The organism is Variovorax sp. GW821-FHT09B01, assembly GCF_059418345.1.
This window is the reverse complement of sequence record NZ_JBWKPQ010000009.1, coordinates 70,428-94,059: the sequence shown is the minus strand read 5'-3', so window position 1 is coordinate 94,059 and position 23,632 is coordinate 70,428. Positions and strand designations below refer to the sequence as shown.

Annotated in this window: 28 protein-coding genes, 2 pseudogenes and 1 riboswitch; of the genes and pseudogenes, 19 read left to right on the top strand and 11 right to left on the bottom strand. The window is 61.8% G+C overall.

Annotated features, from left to right (window positions below; genetic code table 11):
• The first annotated feature begins 17 nt into the window (after positions 1-17).
• Both AC07RV_RS24045 and AC07RV_RS24040 read left to right on the top strand, forming a co-directional pair.
• Positions 18-1,040 carry a helix-turn-helix transcriptional regulator gene (locus AC07RV_RS24045; RefSeq protein ID WP_296723057.1) on the top strand — a complete coding sequence of 341 codons (1,023 nt, stop codon included), beginning with the start codon at positions 18-20 and terminating at the stop codon, positions 1,038-1,040.
• Positions 1,041-1,224: 184 nt separating this feature from the next.
• Positions 1,225-1,317 (top strand): annotated as a pseudogene (locus AC07RV_RS24040) (hypothetical protein); the annotation flags it as partial.
• Between the two features lie 169 nt (positions 1,318-1,486).
• Here the strand turns inward: AC07RV_RS24040 and AC07RV_RS24035 are convergent.
• Positions 1,487-2,635, bottom strand: coding sequence for a hypothetical protein (locus AC07RV_RS24035; protein ID WP_132970518.1), 1,149 nt, complete (start codon positions 2,633-2,635; stop codon positions 1,487-1,489).
• Between the two features lie 597 nt (positions 2,636-3,232).
• On the opposite strand from AC07RV_RS24035, the gene AC07RV_RS24030 reads away from it, so the two are divergent.
• Entirely contained in the window at positions 3,233-4,711 is a 1,479-nt protein-coding gene (locus tag AC07RV_RS24030; protein ID WP_108137419.1) for a YfjI family protein, read from the top strand.
• A gap of 79 nt (positions 4,712-4,790) precedes the next feature.
• Entirely contained in the window at positions 4,791-5,159 is a 369-nt protein-coding gene (locus AC07RV_RS24025) for an H-NS histone family protein (RefSeq protein ID WP_108137417.1), read from the top strand.
• A gap of 82 nt (positions 5,160-5,241) precedes the next feature.
• Here AC07RV_RS24025 and AC07RV_RS24020 read toward each other — a convergent pair whose 3' ends face one another.
• Positions 5,242-6,405 (bottom strand): hypothetical protein, encoded by a 1,164-nt coding sequence (locus AC07RV_RS24020; RefSeq protein WP_132970517.1) that lies wholly within the window; start codon positions 6,403-6,405, stop codon positions 5,242-5,244.
• 200 nt (positions 6,406-6,605) lie between these two features.
• A pseudogene (locus AC07RV_RS24015) lies at positions 6,606-7,094 on the bottom strand (IS3 family transposase); the annotation flags it as partial.
• A gap of 134 nt (positions 7,095-7,228) precedes the next feature.
• Here AC07RV_RS24015 and AC07RV_RS24010 point away from each other — a divergent pair.
• From AC07RV_RS24010 to AC07RV_RS23965, 10 genes are all read left to right on the top strand, one after another.
• A complete protein-coding gene (locus AC07RV_RS24010) occupies positions 7,229-7,552 on the top strand; it encodes an ArsR/SmtB family transcription factor (protein WP_108137413.1) in 324 nt (107 codons plus the stop codon).
• Between the two features lie 11 nt (positions 7,553-7,563).
• Positions 7,564-8,043 carry an ArsI/CadI family heavy metal resistance metalloenzyme gene (locus AC07RV_RS24005; RefSeq protein ID WP_108137411.1) on the top strand — a complete coding sequence of 160 codons (480 nt, stop codon included), beginning with the start codon at positions 7,564-7,566 and terminating at the stop codon, positions 8,041-8,043.
• 10 nt (positions 8,044-8,053) lie between these two features.
• Positions 8,054-8,557, top strand: coding sequence for an arsenic resistance N-acetyltransferase ArsN2 (arsN2, locus tag AC07RV_RS24000; protein WP_108137410.1), 504 nt, complete (start codon positions 8,054-8,056; stop codon positions 8,555-8,557).
• Entirely contained in the window at positions 8,550-9,059 is a 510-nt protein-coding gene (locus tag AC07RV_RS23995; protein ID WP_108137409.1) for an arsenate reductase ArsC, read from the top strand. The genes arsN2 and AC07RV_RS23995 overlap by 8 nt, the downstream gene beginning before the upstream one ends.
• Entirely contained in the window at positions 9,056-9,544 is a 489-nt protein-coding gene (locus tag AC07RV_RS23990) for an arsenate reductase ArsC (RefSeq protein WP_108137408.1), read from the top strand. Before AC07RV_RS23995 ends, AC07RV_RS23990 begins: the two co-directional genes overlap by 4 nt.
• Before the next feature lie 4 nt (positions 9,545-9,548).
• A complete protein-coding gene (gene arsB, locus AC07RV_RS23985; RefSeq protein ID WP_108137407.1) occupies positions 9,549-10,607 on the top strand; it encodes an ACR3 family arsenite efflux transporter in 1,059 nt (352 codons plus the stop codon).
• Positions 10,597-11,310 (top strand): arsenical resistance protein ArsH, encoded by a 714-nt coding sequence (gene arsH, locus AC07RV_RS23980; RefSeq protein WP_108137406.1) that lies wholly within the window; start codon positions 10,597-10,599, stop codon positions 11,308-11,310. Before arsB ends, arsH begins: the two co-directional genes overlap by 11 nt.
• Positions 11,311-11,326: 16 nt before the next feature.
• Positions 11,327-12,523 carry an MFS transporter gene (locus AC07RV_RS23975; protein WP_408908507.1) on the top strand — a complete coding sequence of 399 codons (1,197 nt, stop codon included), beginning with the start codon at positions 11,327-11,329 and terminating at the stop codon, positions 12,521-12,523.
• 33 nt (positions 12,524-12,556) lie between these two features.
• Complete coding sequence (locus tag AC07RV_RS23970; RefSeq protein ID WP_296723047.1) at positions 12,557-13,114, top strand: hypothetical protein; 558 nt, start codon at positions 12,557-12,559, stop codon at positions 13,112-13,114.
• 183 nt (positions 13,115-13,297) lie between these two features.
• Positions 13,298-13,861 carry a phosphatase PAP2 family protein gene (locus AC07RV_RS23965; protein WP_108137404.1) on the top strand — a complete coding sequence of 188 codons (564 nt, stop codon included), beginning with the start codon at positions 13,298-13,300 and terminating at the stop codon, positions 13,859-13,861.
• Between the two features lie 34 nt (positions 13,862-13,895).
• Here AC07RV_RS23965 and AC07RV_RS23960 read toward each other — a convergent pair whose 3' ends face one another.
• From AC07RV_RS23960 to AC07RV_RS23940, 5 genes are all read right to left on the bottom strand, one after another.
• Complete coding sequence (locus tag AC07RV_RS23960) at positions 13,896-14,600, bottom strand: 2,3-bisphosphoglycerate-dependent phosphoglycerate mutase (protein WP_208512926.1); 705 nt, start codon at positions 14,598-14,600, stop codon at positions 13,896-13,898.
• The gene (locus AC07RV_RS23955) at positions 14,597-15,607 is read right to left on the bottom strand and encodes a COG4280 domain-containing protein (RefSeq protein ID WP_108137402.1); all 1,011 of its coding nucleotides are present in this window, start codon (positions 15,605-15,607) and stop codon (positions 14,597-14,599) included. Before AC07RV_RS23955 ends, AC07RV_RS23960 begins: the two co-directional genes overlap by 4 nt.
• A gap of 16 nt (positions 15,608-15,623) precedes the next feature.
• The gene (locus tag AC07RV_RS23950) at positions 15,624-16,904 is read right to left on the bottom strand and encodes an MFS transporter (protein WP_108137589.1); all 1,281 of its coding nucleotides are present in this window, start codon (positions 16,902-16,904) and stop codon (positions 15,624-15,626) included.
• 87 nt (positions 16,905-16,991) lie between these two features.
• Positions 16,992-17,801: an endonuclease/exonuclease/phosphatase family protein gene (locus AC07RV_RS23945; protein WP_108137401.1), complete on the bottom strand. Its 810-nt coding sequence runs from the start codon at positions 17,799-17,801 to the stop codon at positions 16,992-16,994.
• Complete coding sequence (locus tag AC07RV_RS23940; protein ID WP_444813576.1) at positions 17,798-18,466, bottom strand: Chromate resistance protein ChrB; 669 nt, start codon at positions 18,464-18,466, stop codon at positions 17,798-17,800. Before AC07RV_RS23940 ends, AC07RV_RS23945 begins: the two co-directional genes overlap by 4 nt.
• Before the next feature lie 90 nt (positions 18,467-18,556).
• Between AC07RV_RS23940 and AC07RV_RS23935 the strand changes: the two genes are divergently transcribed.
• The 5 genes from AC07RV_RS23935 (at position 18,557) to AC07RV_RS23915 (ending at position 21,533) form a co-directional block, all read left to right on the top strand.
• Positions 18,557-18,940: a YkvA family protein gene (locus tag AC07RV_RS23935; RefSeq protein WP_108137400.1), complete on the top strand. Its 384-nt coding sequence runs from the start codon at positions 18,557-18,559 to the stop codon at positions 18,938-18,940.
• Positions 18,941-18,952: 12 nt separating this feature from the next.
• Positions 18,953-19,339, top strand: a complete 387-nt coding sequence (locus tag AC07RV_RS23930; protein WP_108137399.1) for a YkvA family protein — start codon at positions 18,953-18,955, stop codon at positions 19,337-19,339.
• Positions 19,340-19,356: 17 nt separating this feature from the next.
• A riboswitch (Fluoride riboswitch) is annotated at positions 19,357-19,428 on the top strand.
• An 86-nt stretch (positions 19,429-19,514) separates the two neighbouring features.
• Positions 19,515-20,834, top strand: coding sequence for a voltage-gated chloride channel family protein (locus AC07RV_RS23925; RefSeq protein WP_108137588.1), 1,320 nt, complete (start codon positions 19,515-19,517; stop codon positions 20,832-20,834).
• The gene (locus AC07RV_RS23920; protein WP_108137398.1) at positions 20,834-21,235 is read left to right on the top strand and encodes a hypothetical protein; all 402 of its coding nucleotides are present in this window, start codon (positions 20,834-20,836) and stop codon (positions 21,233-21,235) included. Before AC07RV_RS23925 ends, AC07RV_RS23920 begins: the two co-directional genes overlap by 1 nt.
• Before the next feature lie 31 nt (positions 21,236-21,266).
• On the top strand, positions 21,267-21,533 hold the full coding sequence (locus AC07RV_RS23915; RefSeq protein ID WP_132970516.1) for a hypothetical protein: 267 nt from the start codon (positions 21,267-21,269) through the stop codon (positions 21,531-21,533).
• A gap of 18 nt (positions 21,534-21,551) precedes the next feature.
• Here AC07RV_RS23915 and AC07RV_RS23910 read toward each other — a convergent pair whose 3' ends face one another.
• Genes AC07RV_RS23910 through AC07RV_RS23900 form a run of 3 tightly spaced genes read right to left on the bottom strand, consistent with a single transcriptional unit; the run spans position 21,552 to position 23,548 of the window.
• The gene (locus AC07RV_RS23910) at positions 21,552-21,956 is read right to left on the bottom strand and encodes a universal stress protein (protein WP_108137397.1); all 405 of its coding nucleotides are present in this window, start codon (positions 21,954-21,956) and stop codon (positions 21,552-21,554) included.
• 60 nt (positions 21,957-22,016) lie between these two features.
• Entirely contained in the window at positions 22,017-23,228 is a 1,212-nt protein-coding gene (locus AC07RV_RS23905; RefSeq protein ID WP_108137396.1) for a cation:proton antiporter, read from the bottom strand.
• Positions 23,225-23,548: a DUF190 domain-containing protein gene (locus AC07RV_RS23900; protein WP_108137395.1), complete on the bottom strand. Its 324-nt coding sequence runs from the start codon at positions 23,546-23,548 to the stop codon at positions 23,225-23,227. The genes AC07RV_RS23905 and AC07RV_RS23900 overlap by 4 nt, the downstream gene beginning before the upstream one ends.
• Positions 23,549-23,632 lie beyond the last annotated feature (84 nt).

Below are 23,632 nucleotides of genomic sequence, written 5' to 3'. Positions count from 1 at the left end.
TTCCAAGAAAGTCGTGCGTGCAGAAGACTGACATCCAACTTCCCCTCGATGATCCCATCGATCTTTGGGATTTCACCCGGCTCATCGCCAAGTCCATCTGCCCCAGCATGCGAGAAGCCGAAGACTATGCCTGGCTCCAGAAGAAACTCGTAAAGCTGCCGACCTCGGATTTCGAGATCCAATCCGATATGTCAGCGGCAGAACGAACAGCGCTGCTTCGAATCTTGCCAGGCCTGCCACCACACGCCGGTATGCCCCCAAGAGAGCGAGAGGTGTTCATGGATGCCTATCTGAAGCATCCTGATCGCCTCCCTTGGAGGCCCGTGTTTGTGAGCGAAGAAACGGTTGCCGCCAACGGCCACCAGATACTCCAGATTCAGGAGAAGCATCGCCTCGCACTTCAGCAAGAAATCGCATCCGGCAAGCTCATCGCATTCAACCAGCATCACATCGACGAGGGCCGTGCAGGAAAGAACATCTTCATCCGTCGCGAAGATGCGTTGAACTACCTCAAGGCACATCGGTTTCGCACGGTTGATGATCCGGGCTCTCGCTCCATCCACTCGGCCTCGAAACCGAAAGCCTCGGCCACAAAAGCGGCAACATCACCCAAAGCACTTGAAGCCGATCATCAAAGTGATTCGGTGAAAGCAGACTCGACCAACGCCCCCGAAGGTACGACCGCACTCGTTGACCTCGCTGCTCCCGTAACGACGCCGATCTCGGCATCCCCGCGGCCAAAAATGAAGCCGCCATCTTCCCAACAGGACGGCAAGACTCACCGATCACCGAGGGAAAGCATAGAAACTTCGGTGGAACCCACGCGGCACAGCACTGCCACCGTGATCTTGCGCCGGCGCCAAGTCGAGGCCCGAACCTCGTTGTCACGCTCGGCCATCTATGACCGGCTCGACGCAAACTCCCCGCGCTATGACCCCACCTTTCCCAAACAGGTGAAACTCGGCAGTTCAAGCGTTGGCTGGCTGGAAAGCGAAATTGAAAACTGGCTCGCAGCGAGAACCCGCGCGTCGCGCCAATGAGGCAAACGATGGTGGACTATCCATGCAGCACGCAGTATCAAGGGCGCCGCCGCCCACGCCGCCACTCTACAAGTCCGACACACAACTGCCTCACCCCAAGGAAGCCATCGTTCGTAACGACCTTTCGCGCCCAAGCTTCTACGAGCCGTAAAACCCCAAGAGCCGCTACTTCGACGTAGCATTCCCCAGCGCGGTGCAAATTGGCCACAGCGCGATGGGCTACCGCAAAGATGAGCTTGATGCATGGATCGCTTCTCGCCCCGAAGAGAAAAGGTGACGTGCTTCTAGGTTAAACCATCGGACTTTCTCAATAGAACTCAAGGCGCCGAAACGCGCGCACTCGACGTTCATTGACGGATGGGCCTGCGCCACGAGCACCAGCGGCGGTTGCGATCAGCGAGAGGTAGGACCATAGCCTCTATTCGCGCTGAGCATAGATTCTCTCGTCATCCTCTGCGGACTCCTCCGGTCATGGCCTGGAGAAGCGCCACTGGTGCCTGTCCTCGCCCGAAGCATTTCCCGCCTTCCTTATGAAACGCCCAGAAATCCACTTGCGTGATATGTCGCTCCAGGTCATTCAGCAATGCCTTGCGCGCGCTCTCGCGAAACTCATGTGCACGCAATCGATCCGCACCGAAATATCTATATTGCGCCGAACGGGAGTTGTAGTGCCGGCCCCATCCCTTGGTGATGTGCTTTCGCCAATGCTCTTCCAACAGCGGCATGACGCGATGGTCCATGCTCTTGATCGAGCAGTTCATGAAGTAGACGACGCGAAAGTGAAAGCCGGAATTCAACCCGTACTCCCGCCAGTACAAATGCCCAATCACCGGGAAGTACTCTCGCAGGAAACGGTCGAATTTTGCGAGATGAGCCTTTGCCTGTTGTAGGGTAACGGGCGATTCCCAGCCCGGCATTCCCTTACTCTCTTGCATGCAGTAGCTGAGATTCAGATGGACTGAAAACACATCCGGGTACAGCGCAAAGATCTGCTCGATGTATTCCCGAGAAGAAGCAGTTCGTGCGCGCATACGCTTGCGCCACCCGTCCAGGGCATTTTGCATTTCCTGCCCACGCCCTTTCTTTCGTACCAGCTTGGTAAGCTTGTTGAAATGTCGGACGAATTTCTCTGCCTCATCATCACTGAACATATGCCAATGATGAAGCGAAGGTTGCACATGAGCAATCCGCTCCATGACTCTGCACAACAGCTCAAAGTAAGGGTTGAATCGATGTCCAGGCAACAATCTCCGTATTTCATCCGGGCCAAGATTTCGCAATATCGCCAGATGCGCTGCTAGTGGTTCGAAGATCTTGACCGCCTTCATAAGACGAGCTATTGCGCCTTTCCTTGTGATGCGCCGCTCTTTGATGGAGCAGAGCTCGCCATCGGATTCAACAATCAACTTGATCATCAACGCGCCCGACTTGATCCCCTCAAGTGCATCATCTTCTTCGGTCACCACCCGCTGCGTGACCACTTGTTCATCGCACGGACTCTGACTGATAAACGAACCCCTTTGAGAGACAGGAAGTTTCCACAGCGCTTCCTCGTAGCGGCTGAAGTCATTGGCATTTCTTATGAGCATGAGCATGAAGTCGATGCGTCCGAGCTGGTTCCGGAAATCGCTAGTTGCTCTCCGAGCCTTCGCGTATTTTCTTTCTTGCCGGCAGCAATCTCTTTCATCTCAACTCCTCTCCCTTCCGTGCTTGATATTTCACGGCAAGACGCCGTGACTTTACACACGCAAATCGATCTTGGCAGACCTATTTTTCGGAAACATGAAATCTCTCGATTGTCCGGAAATGCTTTCAAAAATCCACATCATCCTGATCAAGAACGATCCCGACGATGAAGCGCAAAGCTCATGAATGGACCCGAAAACTGCCCTCAGCTTCGTTCGAGCTCAACCTTTCTCCAGATTCAATAATCGGGCGATCTGATCAAAGCCTTGAGCAAAACTTTTGATGCGCTTAGTTAGCAAATTTGTTGCTTTCAGATTCTGATTTTATCGATTATCCCCTTTAGGCCTCGAATAATCATCGTCGAGATAGTTCCTGCAACAGGTTTTTGCATCTCTGTGCATGTTAGACCAAGTAAACTCGACATCGCCTACCCTTGGGCGTCCCGCTCAGAACGAGAGATCGATGCTCACCAAGGGAGATCCTGAACAGTCTCTAGAGAGCTCGTGATGCACTCGCCCCAATCAGACGAAGCGCTACCCATTTCTGCGTACGGGAAGTGCCTGGCTCCCGCGATCCAGGAACACAGTAGAAACACCAAGATTCCGATGGAGATGATTGCGCCTGTTGCCTTGGCAGCAATGGCCAGTGCTGCTCAAAACCAGTACAACGTTGAACGGCCCGGGATGGCTCCCAGCTCCATCTCCTTGAACGTGATCCTCATTGCCGGTTCTGGCGAAGGAAAGGACGCTTCGGCGAACGCACTGCTGCGCCCATTTCACGATTTTGAACAGAAGGCCGCCGATGCGGCGCGCGAAGCTAGGATCGACCTAGCGGTGGCAACGAAGCTCTGGGAAATGCAAAGAAAGGCGGTGGAAGCAAAGTATCGAGGAGATCTTGGCAATCGCAGAATAGCCGACCGAGCCGCGCGTGAACTCAAGAAGCTATATCTCGCACAACCCAAGGCCGCGACGATTCCGAAGCTCCTTTTCAACGATGCGACGCCCTTGGCGGTGAAACAATCACTGTGCTTGCGCTGGCCGTCTGCGCTGCTTTATTCGATGGAGGCTAGTAGTTTCTTCAAGGGTGGCTTGATGCGCGACATGGCCTTTTGGAATGATCTCTGGGGCGGCGCCCCCCTTCACTTGGATCGAGCAAACAACCAGGCGCGCGTCTCGGTGGCGGCACCGCGAATATCCATGATTCTCGGTATCCAGCCAGGAATGTTGGACCGTTTCATGCAGCGCCGAGGCCGAGAGGCCGAAGACAGCGGCTTGATCAATCGTTTTCTTTGGACTAGCCCTCCCCCTTCCAGCGGCAATCGCTGGATCGATGGAGCTGAGCCCGAGAAGAGGCATCTGGCTGCTTATGCGCAGCGATGCACCCAACTTCTCGAAGACGGCGCGAAACTTACCGAGGGCATTGACGATAGGCGTACACCGCTGCCCCTTTCTCCGGATGCGCAGAAAGTCTTTCGCGAGGCTTTCAATGCGGCGCAATGGGAGATCCGCTGGGGCCCCTACCACGAGGCGAGCGGCTTTGCGGCAAAACTCACGGAACAAGCGACCCGAGTTGCCGCAGTGCTGCACGTGGCAGATGGACTTGATGGCCCAATCACAGCCGAGACACTTGTGCGTGCGATCCAAATCGTGCGCTGGCATGCTAGGCAGTATCTGCGCTTGATCTCTCCAGAAAATGTGCAAGATCGCCGCGCCCAAGACGCAGCAGAAATGCAACGACGTTTACATGATCTAAGAATGGTAGGTCAGCCCCTGGTGACGCTGAGAGATCTGCAGTTCCTCTTTCTTGAGGCCAGCTGGACGCGTCTTCGCGTCGAACGCGCCTTGAATGCCTTAACCCAAGATGGCCGGGTAGTTTCATACCCCGTTGGTCGAACGATGCGCTATCGTCTGTTTGACAGCCCGCCCCTTGTTTCCGCCTCGCAAGTGCCCGCTGAATCGAAAGGCAAGGCCAGTGAAGCGCTCTAGAAGAAAGCAAGAGAGCCAGATACATTAACCCGATCGATTGCACGATCGTTTCCTGTTTTTGCTCAAGAATCCTATCACCATGAAAAATGAACGATTGAAGGCACTGGCTGAAGAAACGCAGAAACTTAAGGAAAGACTGGCGCAAATTGCGGACGAAGAAGTTCAGGAGCGCCAAAAAGATCTGCTTCGCGTCGTCGATGCTTTCAAGGCCGCCTTGACGGAGCATGGACTGCGCCTGGAAGAGGCGATGGCCTTGCTGCAGTCATCCAGTTCACGCAGAGGTTCGGGCAAGCGCCAGCCAAACAATGCCGTTCAAAAGGCGCCGCCGGTTGTATACAAGAATCCCGAGGGATCTAAGACATGGGGCGGCATCGGCAGAAAGCCCAAGTGGGTGAGCGAGGCCGAAAAGCGAGGATTGACTTTGGAAGAGCTCAAGGCAAAGTCTTGAGAGGGATGGCGGGCTCTCGTTATCGTGGGAGAAAGCAACGATCTCATTTGAGAACTAGCCGCCAAGACATGGCCGAAAGACGCTACGACGCTTGCCCACGGCGCGGCCGTCCCTCAACTTTCTTCTCCTCGGGCTGACTCAAGGCGAAGGACCGGTATTTGGGGCCGCTCTTGCGCGTGAGGTACTGATTGGCCTTGGCCATGTACCTCAGGATCTTGCGTAGCCCGGTCCGCGCTGCCAAGTCATCGTGGTCGATTTTGCCTGTCCCCAGCCCCGTACCTTGCTTCTTGGAACGTTGAATCCACCCGTCGCGATTCCCGTTCCAATACTTGCCCATGCCATCCGTTGCATGGACCGCCCAGTACTCACCGAGTTCACGTGCCACCGCGATGCCGTTGTTGCGCCAGGTGTCATAGGAAACCAGAAGATGAGCATGCAGCCCCGTACGCCTGCCTTCCTCAATCCGCCATGCATAGTCCCAGATGCCCTTGAGCAAGGGATGCGAAGAAGCATCGAGCATCCGATCCAGATGAGTCTGGATCAGCTCCGGCGTCACGTGCATGCGGTGCCGTGGGTGATACCCGAGGTGCACCACGACCATCAGATGGCGTGACCGGCTGCGGAACAATTCTGCTTCCCACATGAGGAAGCGCCCCACGGGACGCTTGCAATTGTTTCTGTGCTTCCTTAGGCTCGCGCGGTACTTGGGCGTTCGGCAATGCGCTCGAATGGTCTCGAGCAGCTCGTTGAAAATGTCTGCGTAATACCACCCCGAGGACGGACAGACCTGCAGAGGCTGACCCAGTTCGAACGTTTTCAGACTGATGCCCAGCGATGAAGAGGAAGCAAGGGAGTCGAAGAAGGCCTGCATCCTCGGGCTGTAGAAGTACCCCTCATCGTGCACCTCCAAGACCGTCTTGGCATCGTCGTAATACCTCGAAAACGCCCTCTTCTCCAGCATCAACTTGCCTCGTGCTGTTCGCATGATATTGAATGCCAGCTCGCTGGACAGCTGTAGCTCCTCTACCATTTTTTCGATTCGAGCGAAGGGGGTCAGCTTCTCATAGTCTTCATGGATCAGCAGCTTGGTCTGCTGATCCTTTTCCACGAATTCGACATGGTGAGTGAGATCCAGAGTACTGTAGATTTCATGCAGCTCTGAGAGCTCAGAATCTGAACTGATTGACGATTTCTTCTTCGGTTCTTTGGAGGAAGACGAAGGTAAATAGGTTACTTTGGATTCCATAGTAAGCAATAGTCGATGTATGGTTTCGATTGAAATCCCACATCGAATTTGCAAGGAAACTTGGAATCTTCAGCGGGGCCTTTCATAGGAAGTTGTGAGTCGCACAAAAATACATTGGCAACTCACTTCATCGAGTGGAAAAGCTGTTGATTTCCATTCGGACGTGCCCCCACGGGGATGCGGCGTAAATCTTGGACGGGTTATGCAGCGATCCCAAAGGCCCTGCGGTACTCGACGGGGCTGCGGGCGCCCAGCGAGATCTTGATGCGTTGCTCGTTGTACCAGCGGATGTAAGCGTCCAGCGTCTGAGTGAACTGCTCTATGGTCGTGGCCTGCCAGTCGCGGGCGCAGAACCACTCCGTCTTCAGTCGTCCGAAGAAACCTTCACAGGCCGCATTGTCTGGCGAGTAGCCCGTGCGTGACATCGAACGTACCAGCTTGGCCTGGGCGATGCGTGACGGCCATCCTGGCCAACGGTAGTGGGCGCCGCGGTCGGAGTGAACAACAGGTCGTGCGCCTGTGTTTTTCACTGAAGCGATTGCTGCGTCCAGCATCGTGTTGACGAGCTCTGCATCGGGTCGTGTGCCGATGGACCAGCTCACCACCATCCCATCGAAGCAATCGACGATGGGTGACAGGTAGACCTTGCCAACGGGGATCTGGAATTCCGTGATGTCGGTCATGTAGCGCGTCAGCGCACCCCAACGTCCTCGGCTGTACGCCGCAAAGCTTCGGTCTCTTCGAACCACGACGCGAAACCTCGCCCATCCCTCAAAAGTCGAAGCCCATTGAATTAATCAAACATTTCAATTATTATTGAACAATGGAAGAGAAAAACGTCATTCAAGCCTTGGCCGCCCTGGCCCAGCCCGTTCGCCTTCAGGTCTTTCGGGCTCTTGTCGTAGCTGGTCCTGCTGGTCTCACGCCAGGCGTACTGGCGGAGCAGCTTGGCGTGCCATCGACCAGCCTCTCGTTTCATCTCAAGGAGCTGACGCACGCCAACCTGGTCAGCCAGGAGCGTGACGGTCGCAACCTGATCTACCGCGCGGTGTTCGAGCAAATGAATGACCTGCTCGCCTACCTCACGGAGAACTGCTGCCAGGGCGAGGCTTGCCTGCCTGCCAGCGCCACTGCCTGTGAATGCTGAAGGAGAACCCCATGAAGCGCTTCCATGTCCACCTGCACGTGGATGACCTCGCCAAGAGCATCGCGTTCTATTCCAACCTGTTCGCGTCACCGCCCGCACGCGTCGAGGCCGACTATGCGAAATGGATGCTCGACGATCCACGCGTCAACTTCGCAATTTCCACGGTCGGCCAGGGCAGAGGCATCGATCATCTCGGCATTCAGGCCGAGGACGAAGCAGAACTTACCGAGCTGAAGGCTCGCAGCCAAGCCGCCGACCGGACCCTGCTCGACGAAGGCGAAACCGTGTGCTGCTACGCGCGCAGCGAGAAGCACTGGGTCACCGATCCGCAGGGGATCGCATGGGAGCATTTCAAGACTCTGGACGGCGCTGTGCCGGTCTACGGGCAGCCCAGGCCCGCCGCCGAGGCCGAGTCCGCTTGCTGTGCGCCCGGCGCCATTCGAGGCGTCGCAGTCAAAGCACCTAGCAAGGCTAAGAGCGCCTGCTGCTGAGAGCTGCACCATGTCCAAAGATCCGTCCGAATCGTTGGTCAGATCGCTGTTCGTTCGCGCCGAGGCGGCCTCCTTGCCGCCCGTGCGGGCCCTTCTCAGGGACGCGGGCCTTCCCGAGTCCGATCTTCGGGAAGAGCACATGGAGGCCTTCTTCGTCAGCCGCGCCGGTGATGAAGGGATCCTGGCCTGTGTCGGCTTGGAGCGATTCGGCGACACCGCCTTGCTCCGCTCTCTCGCAGTTCGCGCCGACGCGCGCGGCAATGGCATGGGCGATCAGGCGCTGCAGACCATGGAGGCCTTCGCCGCGTCGAAAGGCGTGAATCGTCTCTGCATCCTGACCACCACGGCAGAGCCGTTCTTCGAGGCGCGTGGCTTCGAGCGCTGTGATCGCACGGCGCTGCCGGCCTCCGTACAGGCGAGCAGCGAATTCAAGAGCCTGTGCCCGGCCTCTGCCGTCTGCATGTTCAAAGACATCCCCCCAACTCACCCCATCGAGAAACACCGTCATGGCTGAAAAAACCTACAACGTGCTCTTCATCTGCACGGGCAATTCCGCGCGCTCCATCATGGCCGAGGGCCTGCTCAACCACCTGGGCAAAGGGCGATTCAAGGCGTATTCGGCCGGCAGCCACCCGGCCGGCAAGGTCAACGCCTATGCGTTGCTCACGCTGGGCAAGATGCATTTGCCCGAAACCGGTTATCGCAGCAAGAACTGGGACGAGTTCGCGAAGCCGGATGCGCCGGCGATGGATTTCGTGCTCACCGTCTGCGACAAGGCCGCGGGCGAGGTCTGCCCGGTATGGCCCGGCCAACCGATGACCGCGCACTGGGGCGTGGCAGATCCGGCAGCCTTCGCGGGCACGGAAGAGGCCACCGAGCGCCAGTTCATGGACACGGCCCTCACGCTGAAGCGCCGAATCGAGCTGATGCTGGCGCTGCCGCTGGCCCGGCTCGACACGATGGCCATCCAGCGCGAGATCCGCGACATCGGCAAGGTTCAAAAGGCACCGCAATGACGCTCAACGTACTCATCCTCTGCACCCACAACTCAGCCCGCAGCGTGCTGGCCGAGGGCATGCTCAACCACTGGGCCCAGAAGCTCGGCAAGGACGTGAAGGCGTTCAGCGCCGGCAGTGCGCCCAGCGGACGAATCAACCCGTTTGCCATCGAGGTGCTGCAGGCCGCCGGCGTGAACACCGAAGGCTTTCGCAGCAAGAGCTGGGACGAGTTCTCCACGCCGGTCATGCATGTGGTCATCACCGTCTGCGACAGCGCGGCGCAGGAGACCTGCCCGTACTGGCCGGGCACGCGCGTCAAGATTCATTGGGGCTATCCGGACCCATCGAACACCGAAGGCGGCGATGCGGCAAAACGCCATGCCTTCGAGCTGACGCGCCAGGCGATCTCCTATCGCATGCTGCAACTGCTCGCGCTCGAGAACCCCGAAGCGATGAGCGACGCCGAGTTCCAAGAGCAGTTGAAGCGCATCTCCGCGAACTGACACCATGAGCGCAGTCATCGAAAGCCCGCGCGCCAGCGCGGCCCCCATGAGCGTGTTCGAGCGCTACCTGACGGTATGGGTGTTCCTCTGCATCGTCGTCGGCATCGCGCTGGGACAACTGTTCCCGTCCGTCTTCCAGGCCGTAGGCCGCCTCGAAGTCGCCAAGGTCAACATCCCCGTGGGCGTGCTGATCTGGGTGATGATCATCCCGATGCTGCTGCGGGTCGACTTCGCGGCCCTCGCGCAGGTGAAAAACCATTGGCGCGGCATCGGCGTGACGCTGTTCATCAACTGGGCCGTGAAGCCGTTCTCCATGGCCTTCCTGGCATGGCTCTTCGTGCGCCAGGTGTTCGCCGGTTCGCTGCCGGCCGACCAGCTCGACAGCTACGTGGCCGGCCTGATCCTGCTGGCCGCCGCGCCCTGCACGGCGATGGTCTTCGTCTGGAGCCGCCTGACTGGCGGAGACCCGGTCTTCACGCTGTCGCAGGTCGCACTGAACGACGCCATCATGGTGTTCGCCTTCGCGCCCATCGTCGGCCTGCTGCTGGGCCTGTCGGCGATCACAGTGCCGTGGGACACGCTCATCACGTCGGTGGCGCTCTACATCGTGCTGCCGGTGATCTTCGCGCAGGTGTTGCGCAAGCAACTGTTGAAAGGGGGGCCGGCCGCGTTCGAGCGGGCCATGCATCGCATCGGCCCGTGGTCGATTGCCGCGCTCCTGCTGACGCTCGTGCTCCTGTTCGCGTTCCAGGGCGAAGCGATCATCAGGCAGCCGCTGGTGATCGCCATGCTCGCGGTGCCGATCCTGATCCAGGTGGTGCTGAACTCCGGATTGGCCTACTGGCTCAACCGCAAGCTCGGCGAGAAGCACAGCATCGCTTGCCCGTCGGCGTTGATCGGCGCTTCCAACTTTTTCGAGCTGGCGGTGGCCGCAGCCATCAGCCTGTTCGGTTTCCACTCGGGTGCGGCGCTGGCCACCGTGGTCGGCGTGCTGATCGAAGTGCCGATCATGCTGGCGGTGGTGAAGGTCGTGAATTCGTCGCGGGGTTGGTATGAGTCGTGAGCTGCCGAACGTCGATCCCGAACTGTTCGGGAAGGCAGACCTGAACCTGCTGCTGCCGGCGCAGCGGTCGACGCATGCACCGCGCATCCTGTTGCTGTACGGCTCCGTTCGCGAGCGCTCCTACAGCCGATTGCTCACGGAAGAAGCGGCGCGGCTGCTTCGCGCACTGGGTGCGGAGACGCGGGTTTTCGACCCGCGTGGATTGCCGCTCCCGGACGCCGAGCCCGACGATCACCCCAAGGTGCAGGAACTGCGCGGCCTCGCTCAGTGGGCCGAAGGCATGGTGTGGACATCGCCCGAACGCCACGGCGCCATGACCGGCATCATGAAGGCGCAGATCGACTGGATACCACTGGCCGTCGGTTCGGTGCGGCCCACGCAAGGCAAGACGCTCGCGGTGATGGAAGTGTCGGGCGGCTCGCAATCGTTCAACGCGGTGAACCAGCTGCGCGTGCTCGGCCGCTGGATGCGCATGCTCACCATCCCCAACCAGTCGTCGGTGGCCAAGGCCTTCCTCGAGTTCGACGACGAAGGCCGCATGAAGCCCTCGCCGTACTACGAGCGAGTGGTCGACGTGATGGAGGAGCTGGTGAAGTTCACGCTGCTCACGCGAGACTGCGCCGAATACCTGGTCGACCGCTACAGCGAGCGGCGCGAAAGCGCAGAAGCCCTGTCGAAGCGCGTCAACCTGCGCAGCATCTGAGCGAGGCGAAGCCAAGGTGCAAAGCAGGACCACGACGACGGTGATGCTGGGCGTAGCGCAGACTTTGGCGTGGGCCTCGTCGTACTACCTGCCGGCAGTTCTAGCCAGTGCCATCAGCAAGGACATTGGCATCTCCACGTCCACGGTCTTCGGTGCTTTCTCGGTGGCACTACTCGTCGCCGCGGGCATCGGACCCGTCGCCGGTCGACGCATCGACCGTCTGGGTGGCCGGCCGGTGCTCATTGCCAGCAACTTGGTTTTCGCGGCAGGGTTGGCTGTACTGAGCCTGTCCACGCATGCAAGCCACGTGTTTGCTGCCTGGGCGTTGATGGGCCTGGCGATGGGCAGCGGACTCTACGAGGCCGCGTTTGCCACCGTGGTACGTCTGCACGGCCAGGATGCGCGACGAGCCATCACCGGTATCACACTGTTCGCGGGCTTTGCGAGCACTGTGGGATGGCCACTTTCGGCGTGTCTGGAAAGCACTGTGGGCTGGCGTGGGGCGTGCCTTGCCTGGGCGGCCATGCATCTGCTGATCGGCCTGCCGCTCAACATATTGCTGCCGCATGCTTCTCAAGCCGTCCCTGCGCAGAAGTCCACCGCCACTGCGCAGGATGTTGGTGCCGGTCTCTCTCCGGCGCATCAGCGTCGCGCTGCGTTCCTGATGGCATACGTCTTCGCAGTGACCTGGTTCATCAGCACAGCGATGGCCGCGCACTTGCCGGAACTGCTACTGGCCAGCGGTGCCACACTCGCCGCGGCCGTCGGCATCGCCGCCCTGGTCGGGCCGGCGCAGGTGGTGGGACGGGTGATCGAGTTCACCTTTCTCAAACGTGCACATCCGCTGTTGTCGGCCCGGTTGGCCACGCTGGCCCATCCGATGGGCGCACTCTGTCTGGGTCTGATCGGCACATCGGCCGCCGCGGCCTTCGCGGTGCTGCATGGCCTGGGCAATGGCATCCTGACCATTGCTATCGGAACCTTACCGCTCCTGATCTTTGGCGCGAAAGGCTACGGACAGCGCCAAGGGTTCCTGATGGTGCCGGCGCGCATCGTCCAAGCCGGGGCACCGTTTCTCTTCGGTATCGCCGTGGAACGGTGGGGTGATGGCGCGCTATGGTTCTCCTCCATGCTTGGCCTGTCCGCGTGCCTCGCACTGGTGGTCATGACGGCCGACATGAGAACGGCGCCGCGCGCTATTGAAGCGCATTGAAATCAGGACTCTGATCGTCGGACAACTCACGATGTGATCTTCATCGACGGCTGCCAGCGATGGTCCTTTCTGGCCTTTCAACTGCGTGCGCATGTTCAGCCCGAGTTCATCTTCCGCCGCGAGCCGCTCATAGAATTCTCGATGCGAAGCGCGCGTGTCCATCACCTTGTTGCCATGCACCCGGCGTTCTGGTGCCTGGCCTGGGTATTGTTCGCCGCCTTGCAGCCCTTTCTGGCCGTTCACTTTTGCCAGGATGGTTGGGAAGATGAGCCGGGGTTTCGTATCCGCAATGTGAGCGCCTCGGCCCAGTTCGAGCCCGACGACCGCGCGGACCACTCAAACGAGCTGGAAACCACCGTGTTCGTGCCGGCCGCGGCGAACATCGATCACCCGGACACATTCCAACACGGCCTTGATGGCCTGATGGCGCTTGTGTTCTTGCTGCTGCCGCTGACGGTAGCGCTTTGCCTGTTCGCAGTGCCCGGCGGCAAGGATGTCCGAGTTGACCGCCCACCGCCGTCGGGAGCATCTCCGCCAGCAACCATTTGGCTTCGACAGCCACCGAAGACAGCGCCTCCTTTGGCGACCTGAAGCACGACGCCCAAGCGGCGTCGAAGGTCCTGCCGTGCTCAGCGCGGTGGGTTTCTTCTTCGTGGTCGAAGGATTTCCCATGTCTCAATATCTCGAGTCGGTGCACCGCCGTGCCGGCGGATCTGGCCGGCACCCGCCCTGGCTGTCTTTTTGCGTGCCTGCTGGTGCAATGCGGGAGCGCACATGACGGCGCTCCATTCCTTTCTCTTCGAATGGATCGGCGCAGGCTACACGCCCACCCCTTGGATTCTCTTTTTTGCGCGCGCGATCGCCCCCGGTGGGGGCGCTTGGATCTGCATCCTTCTGATGGGTTGGGCTTGGTGGCGCCAACCTTCAGAGCGCAACTACGTTGTGGCCGTGTCGGCTCTTTGCGGCGTTGCAGCCATCCTGTCCCATGCCATTGCGGCCAAGGTGAATCTGCCCCGGCCCTTCATGGCCGGACTGAGTCCTGCCTACATTGAACACGCCAGCCGTGGAGCCCTGCCAAGCACGCATGCCGTGGTCATGTTCACCGCTGCATTGCTGTTTCTGGTGCGGCGACGGCTTCGCGCTGTAGGGATCGCTCTGACCGTGATTGCCGCTGTCACGGGCTGGGCGCGCGTCTACGTCGGTGTCCACTTCCCGCTGGACATTGCGGCAGGCCTGTTGCTTGCCGCCGTGCTTGCGGTCACCTTCCTGGCGTTCTGGAGGTTCGGGCGACGCTGCATCGCAAAGGCCAGGGCGCACGGCGGTACAGCCGGCACGTAGCGGTACATGCGTCCTCAGACGGAGGTCTGCCCGCTCACAGGATCTCTGACGCCCGCCGTGGAGGGACGGCAAGCACGTCGAGCTCGTAGACGATCGGCGTGCCGTTGCCGACCTCGACACCGATGATTTCGTCGTTCGACAGGTCTTCGAGAATCTTGATCAGTGCCCGCAAGCTGTTGCCGTGACCGACGACAGCCACGGACCTGGAGGTGCGAAATGCCGTGGAGATCGACTGTTGCCAGAGGGTGCGCACGCGCGCCACGGTTTGCTGAAGCGATTCGCCAACAGGGATCTGGTCGGATCGCAGTTGGGCGTACCGGCGATCGATGGCCACATGCGCTGCGGCAGCAGCGTCGATCGCCAGCGGCGCGGTGGCGTACGAGCGACGCCACATCTGCACTGTCGCATGGCCGTATTCCATTTCCGCCTCGGACATCAGGCGCCCGGTAAGCGCGCCGTAGTGGCGCTCGTTGAGCCGCCAGTCCAGCACCTGCGGCACCCAGATGCAATGCATCGACTCCAGCAGGATCCACTGCGAACGAATACAGCGACGCAAGACCGAGGAAAACGTCAAGTCAATATCGACGCCCGCATCACGCAGCACGCGAGCGGCATCTTGCATCTGGACCACGCCTTCCGCGGTCAGATCGACATCGGCCCAGCCCGTGAAGTGCTGTTCCCGGTTCCACAGCGACTCCCGGTGGCGAATCAGGATCAACCGCGACGAAATGCGCGTCACCTTGCCTTTGCACGGCGAGCGGCGCTGGCCGCCAGCACAGCCGAGAGACCCGCGGCGAACAGCACCCCGTCGACGGGGCTGACAAAGGTGTGGCGGGTTTCGCCGAACCAGGCGGCCAGCACCCAGACCAGGATGCCGGCGGCAAGCCATCCATCATCGAAGAAGAGCCCGAACAATTCGCTGCCGATCACGGCGAGCACGCCCGGTTTGGCGGCGGCGGCCGAAGCGGCCTTGCCTGGAGCCTTGGACGCGGCCACAGACGCCTTGCGCAGTCGAATGCACACCTGCACCAGTGCGAGTGCGACCATCAGAAAGACGCCGATCAAGGCAAGGATTGCCCAGTCGGCACCGGGCCACTCGAGCCCAATACCTTCGCCGACCCAAAAAGTCCCGAACGCGGCCAGCATCACACCGACGCCGAACTTCAGCGCGTTCTCCGGCACGCGTGCCAGCGGCCGGTGCAGCCACAGGCCGAGCAGCACCACGGCCAGCAGCGCCAGCAAGGCACCGATCGAGGCTGGAAGCATCATCTGCCCGCTGGCACCGATGGCGATCACGATGAACACCACCTCGATGCCTTCGAGCATGACGATCTTGAACGCGGTGGCGAAGGCCAGCTTGTCGATGACCTGGCGAGCCACGCCGCCCTGAGCACCCTGAGCGCGCAGGGCTGCGGTCTTTTCAGCAAAGGCCTTGGCCTCGTCATGCAGCGCCAGCACGCCGGCCGAGCGAAGGATTGCCTTGCGCAGCCAGCGCAGGCCGAACAGCAGCAGCAAGGTGCCCACGACCAACTGCACCATTGGCAGCGGAATGCGAGTCAACGAGGGGCCGAGGACGGCGACCAGGCCCACGAGCACCGCCAACGCGGCAGCGGTGCCCAGCAAGGCGGAGCGCCAGCCGCGCACAACACCCACCGCGAGCACGATGGTCAGCGCCTCGACGAACTCTACCGTCGAGGCCATGAAGGATGCGAGCACAGACGGTGCAGCAGAAGTCCAGACAATCATTGAGTTTTTCCTTTTTCTAGTTGGCGCGAAGACGCGCCATGGCCAACGTGCCGGCCGCCATGAGCACGGCCGCGAGCCCGAGTCCAGCAACCGGCGACATCGCCGTCCACAGCAGGCCGACCGATGCGCTCGATACGAACTTGGCCGCCCCGTTGACCGTGCCCAGCGCGCCATAGCTCATGGCCAGGGTGTCTGCGCGCACCATGTCCGCTGTGACGGTCGATTCCAGGGCTTCCTGCACAGCGACATAGAGCCCGGCGACGAAGAAGACGCCGGCCAGCAGCGGCACACTGGCCGTCTGGAACCAGAAGGCCAACGCGATGAGCGCCGCAGTGAGCGTGCCCAAGGCGTACCCAAAGACCAGCACCGGCAGCGAGCCGAAGCGGTCCGCCAGGACGCCGATCGGGTAGGACGCCACGACCTGGACCACGTTGCGTCCGACGTACAGAAGCCCAGCCACCTGCGCCGCATGGACAACGCCCATCGAAGCTGTGAGCAACTGGGTGGCCGCGAGGATCAGCAGACTGTGCGAGAAATCCCCCAGCCCGAAGACGCCCACGGCGCCGAGATAGCGCTTGAACCGCGCAGGCAGACCGCGCAGCGCGCTGAAGAACTTGAGCGCAGGGTTCGGTGAGTGCTGAGGATCCCGAACCAACAGCAGGAACGCCAGGACGGCCAGCACACCGGGAATTACGCTCAGCCACAGGACCAGCCGGAACGGCGCAGTCGCATCGGCCAGATGCCAGCCCTGCGCCCAACCCAGCAGTGCAACCCCGAGCAATGGGCCCGCGACCGCGCCGATCGTGTCCATCGCGCGATGAAAGCCGAACGCTCGACCGCGCGTTTCCGGGCTGACAGCCTGGATCACGATGGCGTCGCGCAACGGACCACGCAGGCCTTTTCCGAACCACGACACGATGCGGCCCAGCAGCAGCAACGGCCATCCGGTCGCCAGCGCGAGCAACACCTGCCCGATTGGTGTCAATGCATACCCAACAAGCACCAGCGTCTTGCGGTGACCGAGCTTGTCGGCGATGTAGCCCGACACCATCTTGGTGAAGCTGGCGACGGCGTCGGCGATGCCTTCGATGATCCCGAGTACGGCAGCCGGAATGCCCAGCACCGCGAGGAAGCCCGGCAGGATCACGGTCGTGGTCTCGTAGCAGAAATCTCCCAGGGCACTGGTCACGCCAGCGCCAGCGACGGTGCGATTGAACCAGCGCGCTTTGGGCGCGGGCAGGTGCTCCTGCGGATCTGTGTCTGAGGCGCGATCCGAAGGGGTGGGCAGGCGACTCATCGACTCGTCCTCAACGGCGTGGCGCCGCGGCCACCGTATGGGGAACCGCGCGCAAAATGTCGGCGGCACCATGGACAGGCTCCCCGTTCATGGCGCGATCTCGAACGTGGCGAGCACCGGATAGTGATCCGAGGCCATGTCGGTGACCGGTGTGCGAACCACTTCGCAGGCACGCGCACAGCCCGCCAAGGCCTTCGACGCCAGCATGTAGTCGCAGCGCATCACGGCGAACTCGGTCCCTGTGAAGTCGGCGGTGGGAACGGTCGGCACGCCGTGCTGTCCCAACGCATGGGCGACATCGATCCAGCCGGCCGCCTCCAGCCGGGCGAGCACCGTGCGATCGGCCGTGCGCAGATCGTCGGCCAGGTAGCGGGCCTGGTGATGGGGCGGCAACACGTCAAACCCTTCCGGTTCGGGATCATGCGGCGAGGCCGAGTTGAAATCCCCAGTCAGCAACGTGAGGTTGTCCGGTGCGGCCAGCACGCCCAGGTAGGTCGCCTCCCGGCGCCGCACATCGGGGCCGTTCGGGCACAGGTGCGCGCTCATGAGCGTCAGCACGCGATCGCTGCCTGGCAACGCCACTTTCAGGGTGGCCAGGGCGTGGTGGAAGTGCGCGCCGTCGGCATCGAAGCTCAAGGGCTGTAGCGGCTCGCGCAAGAAGATGGCCACGTTCTGTCCGGTACGCGGTGCCAGCGCCAGAAAGCCGCGCATCCCGAGGCTGGCCTCCAGGGCATACAGCCACGCGCTGCCGTTGGCTTCGAAGCCCTTGGCTTCCTGCATAAGGAACACATCCGGGCGCAGCTCGTTGATCAGGCCGATCTGTGCGTGGGCGCGACGATCATCGGTGCCGTCACGGCCGCCGAACAGCGTGTTGTAGGTCAGGACCTTGAGCTTCATGCTGGACCTCCGCGCTTGCCAGCCTTCTTCGCTGCAGGCTTCTTTGCGGCCGAACTCTTCGCCGAGCTCTTTGCGATCGGGCGCTTGGCCGCGGCAGGCTTCTCCAGCGGCTCGCCCTTGGCGTTCTGCTCGCGCTCGAACACCTCGTTGGCATAGGCCTCGAGCAGCTCTTCGCATTCGACAAGGCGCTGCTCTGCCGTCGCGCGTGCTGGTGCGCCGTAGAAGTCCAGCGTCTTGATGCGCTCCAGCCAGTTCTTGAGCTTCTTCAGGTCTTCGTCGTTCTCCTTCACCTCCGCGAAGGTGTAGTGATCGGCCTTGACCTCCTTCTCGATCTCCTTTTTGTAGTCGACGCACTTGTCCAGGAACTCCTCGTAGTCCTGGTCGCGGTCGTGCTTGAAGTAGGCAACGACGCGCTCCTCCTGCTTTGCGTCGAGGGCCAGGGTCTCGAAGATCACGGCCTCGCCGCCAGCGCGGTCGATGTCGGCCTGGACCATGCGGAACTGGCGCTGGTGTTCGGTCGTGGTGGGCAGCACGCAGATGCTGTTCTGCAGGTAGACGGCACCCAGGCTGCGGATGCGGCGCCAGATGGCTACGCGGAACTTGGAGGGTTCGGCGGGCACCTTGTAGGTCAATAGGAGCCAACTGGGTCTTTTTTCTTGATTCATGGATAATGTAGCGGTCGTTACATCATCAATGTATCGGTAAAGATCGAGCGGCGCAAGCCGCCCGCAACCGTATTCACGAGGAAGTTCCAGTTGTCGATCCTGCAAAACATCCGCCAGTGGGCGCGCCGCGTCAAACGCGACGCCGTAACCCTGTGGTTGGCGTGCCGCCATCCGGGCACGTCGTGGCTGCCCAAGGCGCTGGCGGCCTTTGTCGTGGCCTACGCGCTCAGCCCGATCGACCTGATCCCGGATTTCATCCCGGTGCTGGGGTACGTGGACGATGCGCTCCTGTTGCCCGGTCTGATATGGCTGGCGATCCGGCTGCTGCCCAAGGACGTGCTCGCCGAATGCCGTGTACAGGCGGACGACTGGATGCGGCGCGGTGAGGGCAAGCCGCGCAGCCCGTGGGGCATCGCATTCGTTGTTGCCGTCTGGCTCGGTGTTGGGGTAGCTTTGTGGCTGTGGCTTCGATAAGGAGAGAGCGTCATGAATCCCACCGCGTGGTCACGCCATTGCGCACGCGCCTTGCTGGCGCTATGGCTCAGCTGCTGGCATCGCGAGACGCCGCGTGCGGCCAAGGCCATCGGGCTGTTCGTTGTTGCCTACGCGGCGAGTCCCGTGGACTGGACCCCGGACGTGCTGCCCATGCCGGGCTACCTGGACGATCTGGTGTTGCTTGCGGTCCTGTCCTGGCTGGCATTGCGCATGCTGCCGCGGGGCGTCTGGCAAGAGTGCCGTACCCGAAGCGACGACTGCATCGGCGTCTGCGCAGGCTGGCTCGGCCGCGCGTCGACGGCGCTCATGCTCGCGTTCGCGTTGTCGGCGGTCGCAGGGTGGCTCTGGCTGTGGTTCGTCGCATGGTCGGGGCGATAGGAAGGCCCGATATAATCGCCGCCACTGGAGATGGCATTCCTCCATGAACCGCCGCGGCATCGCCCGCAGCTGATGATGCCTACAGACACCTGATCACATCACAGGGCTGTAGGCGTTCGCGTTCACATCTTGCTTTGCTGGTCGATCAGGCCCCTTGTTCCCGCTCCTGATCCACATGACCAGTTTTCGCCGCCCCGAACAACTCGAACTGCTGCCGTACATCGGCAAGTGGCTCATCATCTCCAGCGTCGTGGCCTTCCTGGCCGGCTCCGCTTCCGCGTTCTTCCTCTTTGCCCTCGACTGGGCCACCAACTGGCGCGAGGCGCACCGCCAAGCCATCTGGCTGCTGCCGATCGCGGGCTTTGCGGTCGGGTGGGTCTACTACCGCCTGGGCAAGCCGGTGGACGCCGGCAACAATCTGCTCATCGACGAGATCCACGACCCGAAGAAGGTGGTTCCGCTGCGCATGGTGCCGCTGGTGCTTGGGGGCACGGTGATCTCGCACCTGTTCGGCGCCTCGGTCGGGCGCGAAGGCACGGCCGTGCAGATGGGCGGCGCGCTGGCGGACCAGCTGACGCACCTGTTCCGCATGAAGCACGAGGACCGCCGGATCCTGCTCATGGCGGGCATCAGCGCCGGGTTCGCCTCGGTCTTCGGTACGCCGCTGGCCGGCGCGATCTTCGGGCTGGAGGTGCTGGCCATCGGCCGCATGCGCTACGACGCGCTGTTCCCCTGCATGGTGGCTGCCATCGTGGCCGATCAGGTCGGCCTGGCCTGGGGCGTTCATCACACGCACTATGTCGTCAGCGAAGTGGTGCCTGTGGCGTTCTGGAGCGTGGTTGCCGTGGTGGCCGCGGGCATCGTGTTCGGACTCACCGGGCTCGTGTTCGCAACCGCCACGCACCAGCTCAGCGGGCTGATGAAGCGTTGGATCGCCTACCCGCCGCTGCGCCCGCTGCTGGGCGGCATCGTCGTCGCCACGGCGGTCTGGGCGCTCGATGGCTACCGCTACATCGGGCTGGGCATTCCGACCATCGTCGAGGCTTTCCAGGCACCTCTTGCCCCGTGGGACTTCTTCGGCAAGCTGGCCTTCACCGTCGCGTCGCTCGGCACCGGCTTCAAGGGCGGCGAGGTGACGCCGCTGTTCTACATCGGCGCCACGCTCGGCAACGCCATGGCGCCGCTGCTGCACCTGCCGTTCTCGATGCTTGCGGCCATCGGCTTCGTTGCCGTGTTCGCTGGCGCCGCCAACACGCCGGTGGCGACCATCGTCATGGCTGTGGAGTTATTCGGCCCGGCCATCGGCCCGCTTGCGGCCATCGCGTGCATTGCCAGCTACCTGTTCTCGGGGCACGCGGGCATCTATCACGCGCAGCGCGTGGGCCACAGCAAGCACCGGCGAACACTGCCGGAAGAACTGCGGATCGCGGACATCGCCCAATACCGCAAGCAAGCGGCTGCCAAGAAGGCCGCGAACCCCGAGGAGAAGCAGTGATGACAGGCAGCTTCAGCACGATCACCGGCCACGCCAGCGAGAACAAGCTGACGGCCTTGCGCCTGTATTTCCCGGCGGGCAGCCGCGCCAGGGCCACGCGGTTCTGGCACCACCTGAGCGCGCCGGTGCTCGCCCAGCATCTGCTCGCGGTCGCACGGCGCGCGAAGATCCAGCAGGCGTTGCTGCACCAGATCAGTTCGGGCTACCTGCCGGGTGAACGCCTGACACATCACCACCCGGAAGTGTCGGGAATGAAGCATCCGCAATGCCTGGAGCTGCTCGATTCGGAGGAGCGGTTGCGCGCCTTCATGCACGAACACGCCGAAGAGCTTCGCAAGGTCCGCGCGGTGCTGTTTCTCTGCGAATTGCCGCTCGCGCACGATGGCCCGGGTTCCCGCTGATTTCTGAAAAGCCACGACCAGGAGACAGACCATGCTGACAGTTCGCAACCTTCGGCGTGCACCAACTTTCGGCGATTGGCTGCGCGCGAATTCATCGCTACTGATCGCGCTGGCGCTTTGGGCACTTGCCGTGCTGTGGCTTGCGAGTGTCACGCCGCCCGAGGTTGATGGGCAGTGGTACAGCCTCAGTTCGGTGGAGGGTCAGCTGGCGGCCATTCGAATGAGCAGCCAGGACGCGTGTCAGGCGAGTGTTGCCGGTGATGCACTCGCGTGCATTCCGGCGCACGAGTGGAGGTGAAAGCGCCTCGCCTCGCGCTCATCTCGCTATCAACACCGAGCAATGCGCGTGATCGACGACCCGCTTGGCAAGCGACGCCTCTGACAGGCGTTGCATCAGCGTGCGCTGCCGGTGGCCGATGACGATCAGGTCGGCCTCCAGGCGATCGGCCGCTGCGACGATCTGATCGGAGCAGTTGCCCTCGACGACCTCGAGTTCGAGGACCACCTGCGCGGCCGTCGCCTTGCTGCGCAGCAAGTTGAGGTATTCCCAGCATTGGTCTCGCGCCTTGTCCAGGGATGCGTGCGTCTCTACCTCAGGAGACCATGCGACGGCCACGACGTGCAGGGGCGCATGGGCTTCCTGCGCCACTTGAAGGGCGCGTGTGAACGCAAGGTCAGCGGTCTGGCTTCCGTCGTACGCCAGAAGGACTTTGCCGAACATGGTGTCTCCTTTCCTGCTGGCCGGTTTGCCAGCGCGCAGTCGCGATGACCGACCACGAGGTCATCGCGGGGTCCCTGACGACGCCGTGGCCTGCGTCGTTGGAGCTTCCTCGGGCAGTTCGACCTGGCCCAGGAGGTGCCGCGGCAGAAAGAACGCATTGGCGATGAGCGTGGGCACCACCGCGCTGCCGATCACGGCGGCCACCAGATACGAATATTGCGCCTGATCGATCACCTTGTGGGACAGCCCGAACAACGCCGAGATGGTGCCAAAAGTGAGCCCTGTGGACATCAGCAGTGTCGTGTATGAGGCCTCCTTGCGAGGTGCTCCAAACCAACGCGACAGCGGATAGACGCCAGCCACCTTGGTGGCCATCTTGGCTGCCAAGAGGATGAGGAAGGCGCCGGGTGCGGCCACCAGCGCCGGCACAGAGACCAGCGAGCCGGCGCGGATGAAGTAGAACGGCGTCAGCAGGCCAAAGGTCAGCGTGCGCAACCGTCGCACCAGTGCGTGGTCCTTGCCGACGGTGCCGGCCAGCACCATGCCAGTGAGGTAGGCGGGCAGCACCGCCTCGCTGTCCGCCCAGGCCGCCAACGCCCCCAATCCGAACAGCAGGAACATCAGGTACTTGGCCTCCAGTTCCGACGGCCGCCCGCCGAAGCGCTTGAAGAACCTGGGAGTGAGCCAGGGCAGCACGATGGCTGCAACACCGCACGCCGCGAAGAAGATCAATGTCCTGGATGTGAACGGCGCGAAGATGAAGCCCAGCGCCAGCACGGTGGCCAGATCGGTGATGAAGCACGCGGCCAGCACCGTCTTGCCGTAGTCGGTCGCATTGAAGCCGAACTCCAGCATCACGGCATACACGACGGCCACCGAGGTGGTGGACATCGCGATGCCGGCCAGCCAGCTCGCCGGGCCGGACCAACCCAGACCCCAATAGGCGACGGCGGTGCATCCGAAGAAGGGCACGGCGAAACTCACCAAGCCGATGGCCGAGGCCTCCTTCCACTTGGCGCGCAGCACGCGCGAATCGAGTTCGGCCCCGGCTAGGAACGTCAGCACGATGGCGCCGGTCCCCGCAAGGAACGTGACCCACGACTCGCCGACGCCGAGCGCCGCACCGCCGATGAAGGCACCGATCAGAAGTTGGGCGATCGCACCAACGACGATCTCCGACAGGGCAGTGGCGACCCGCAGCCAGATCGACAGCAGCGTTGCGGCCAGGGCCAGCCCGAGCCAGAGCGCAGCCAGCGCCCAGGTGCTGGTCATGACGTGCCCCCGACCACGCCCATCTCCAGCGGCACCTTGATGTAGAACAGCTTGAGCTCCTCGCCATCCAAATGGTCGAGGAAGCTCTTTGCTTCTTGCTCGCTGAGTGCGAAGCCGACTTCCACCGATACATCGCCGGCGAGTTCGAAGAAGTGTTCTTCATGCAGTTTGCCGTGGCGGCCGTAACCCGCGATCGCACGAAAGGCCGAGCCGCCATGGATTCCCACTTTCTTGGCCTCCTCGAGCAGCCATTCGTAGGCGAGGATGCCGTGGTGGCGGCGGTTCTCCTGGACGTAGAACTTGAGGTAGATGCCTTGCATGATGGGCCTCCTTCGGCTCGTTGCGCTGGGTTCGATGCGGCTGCTTGTGGGGTGTGTTCGCGCGGTGAAGGAGTCCATGGCAAC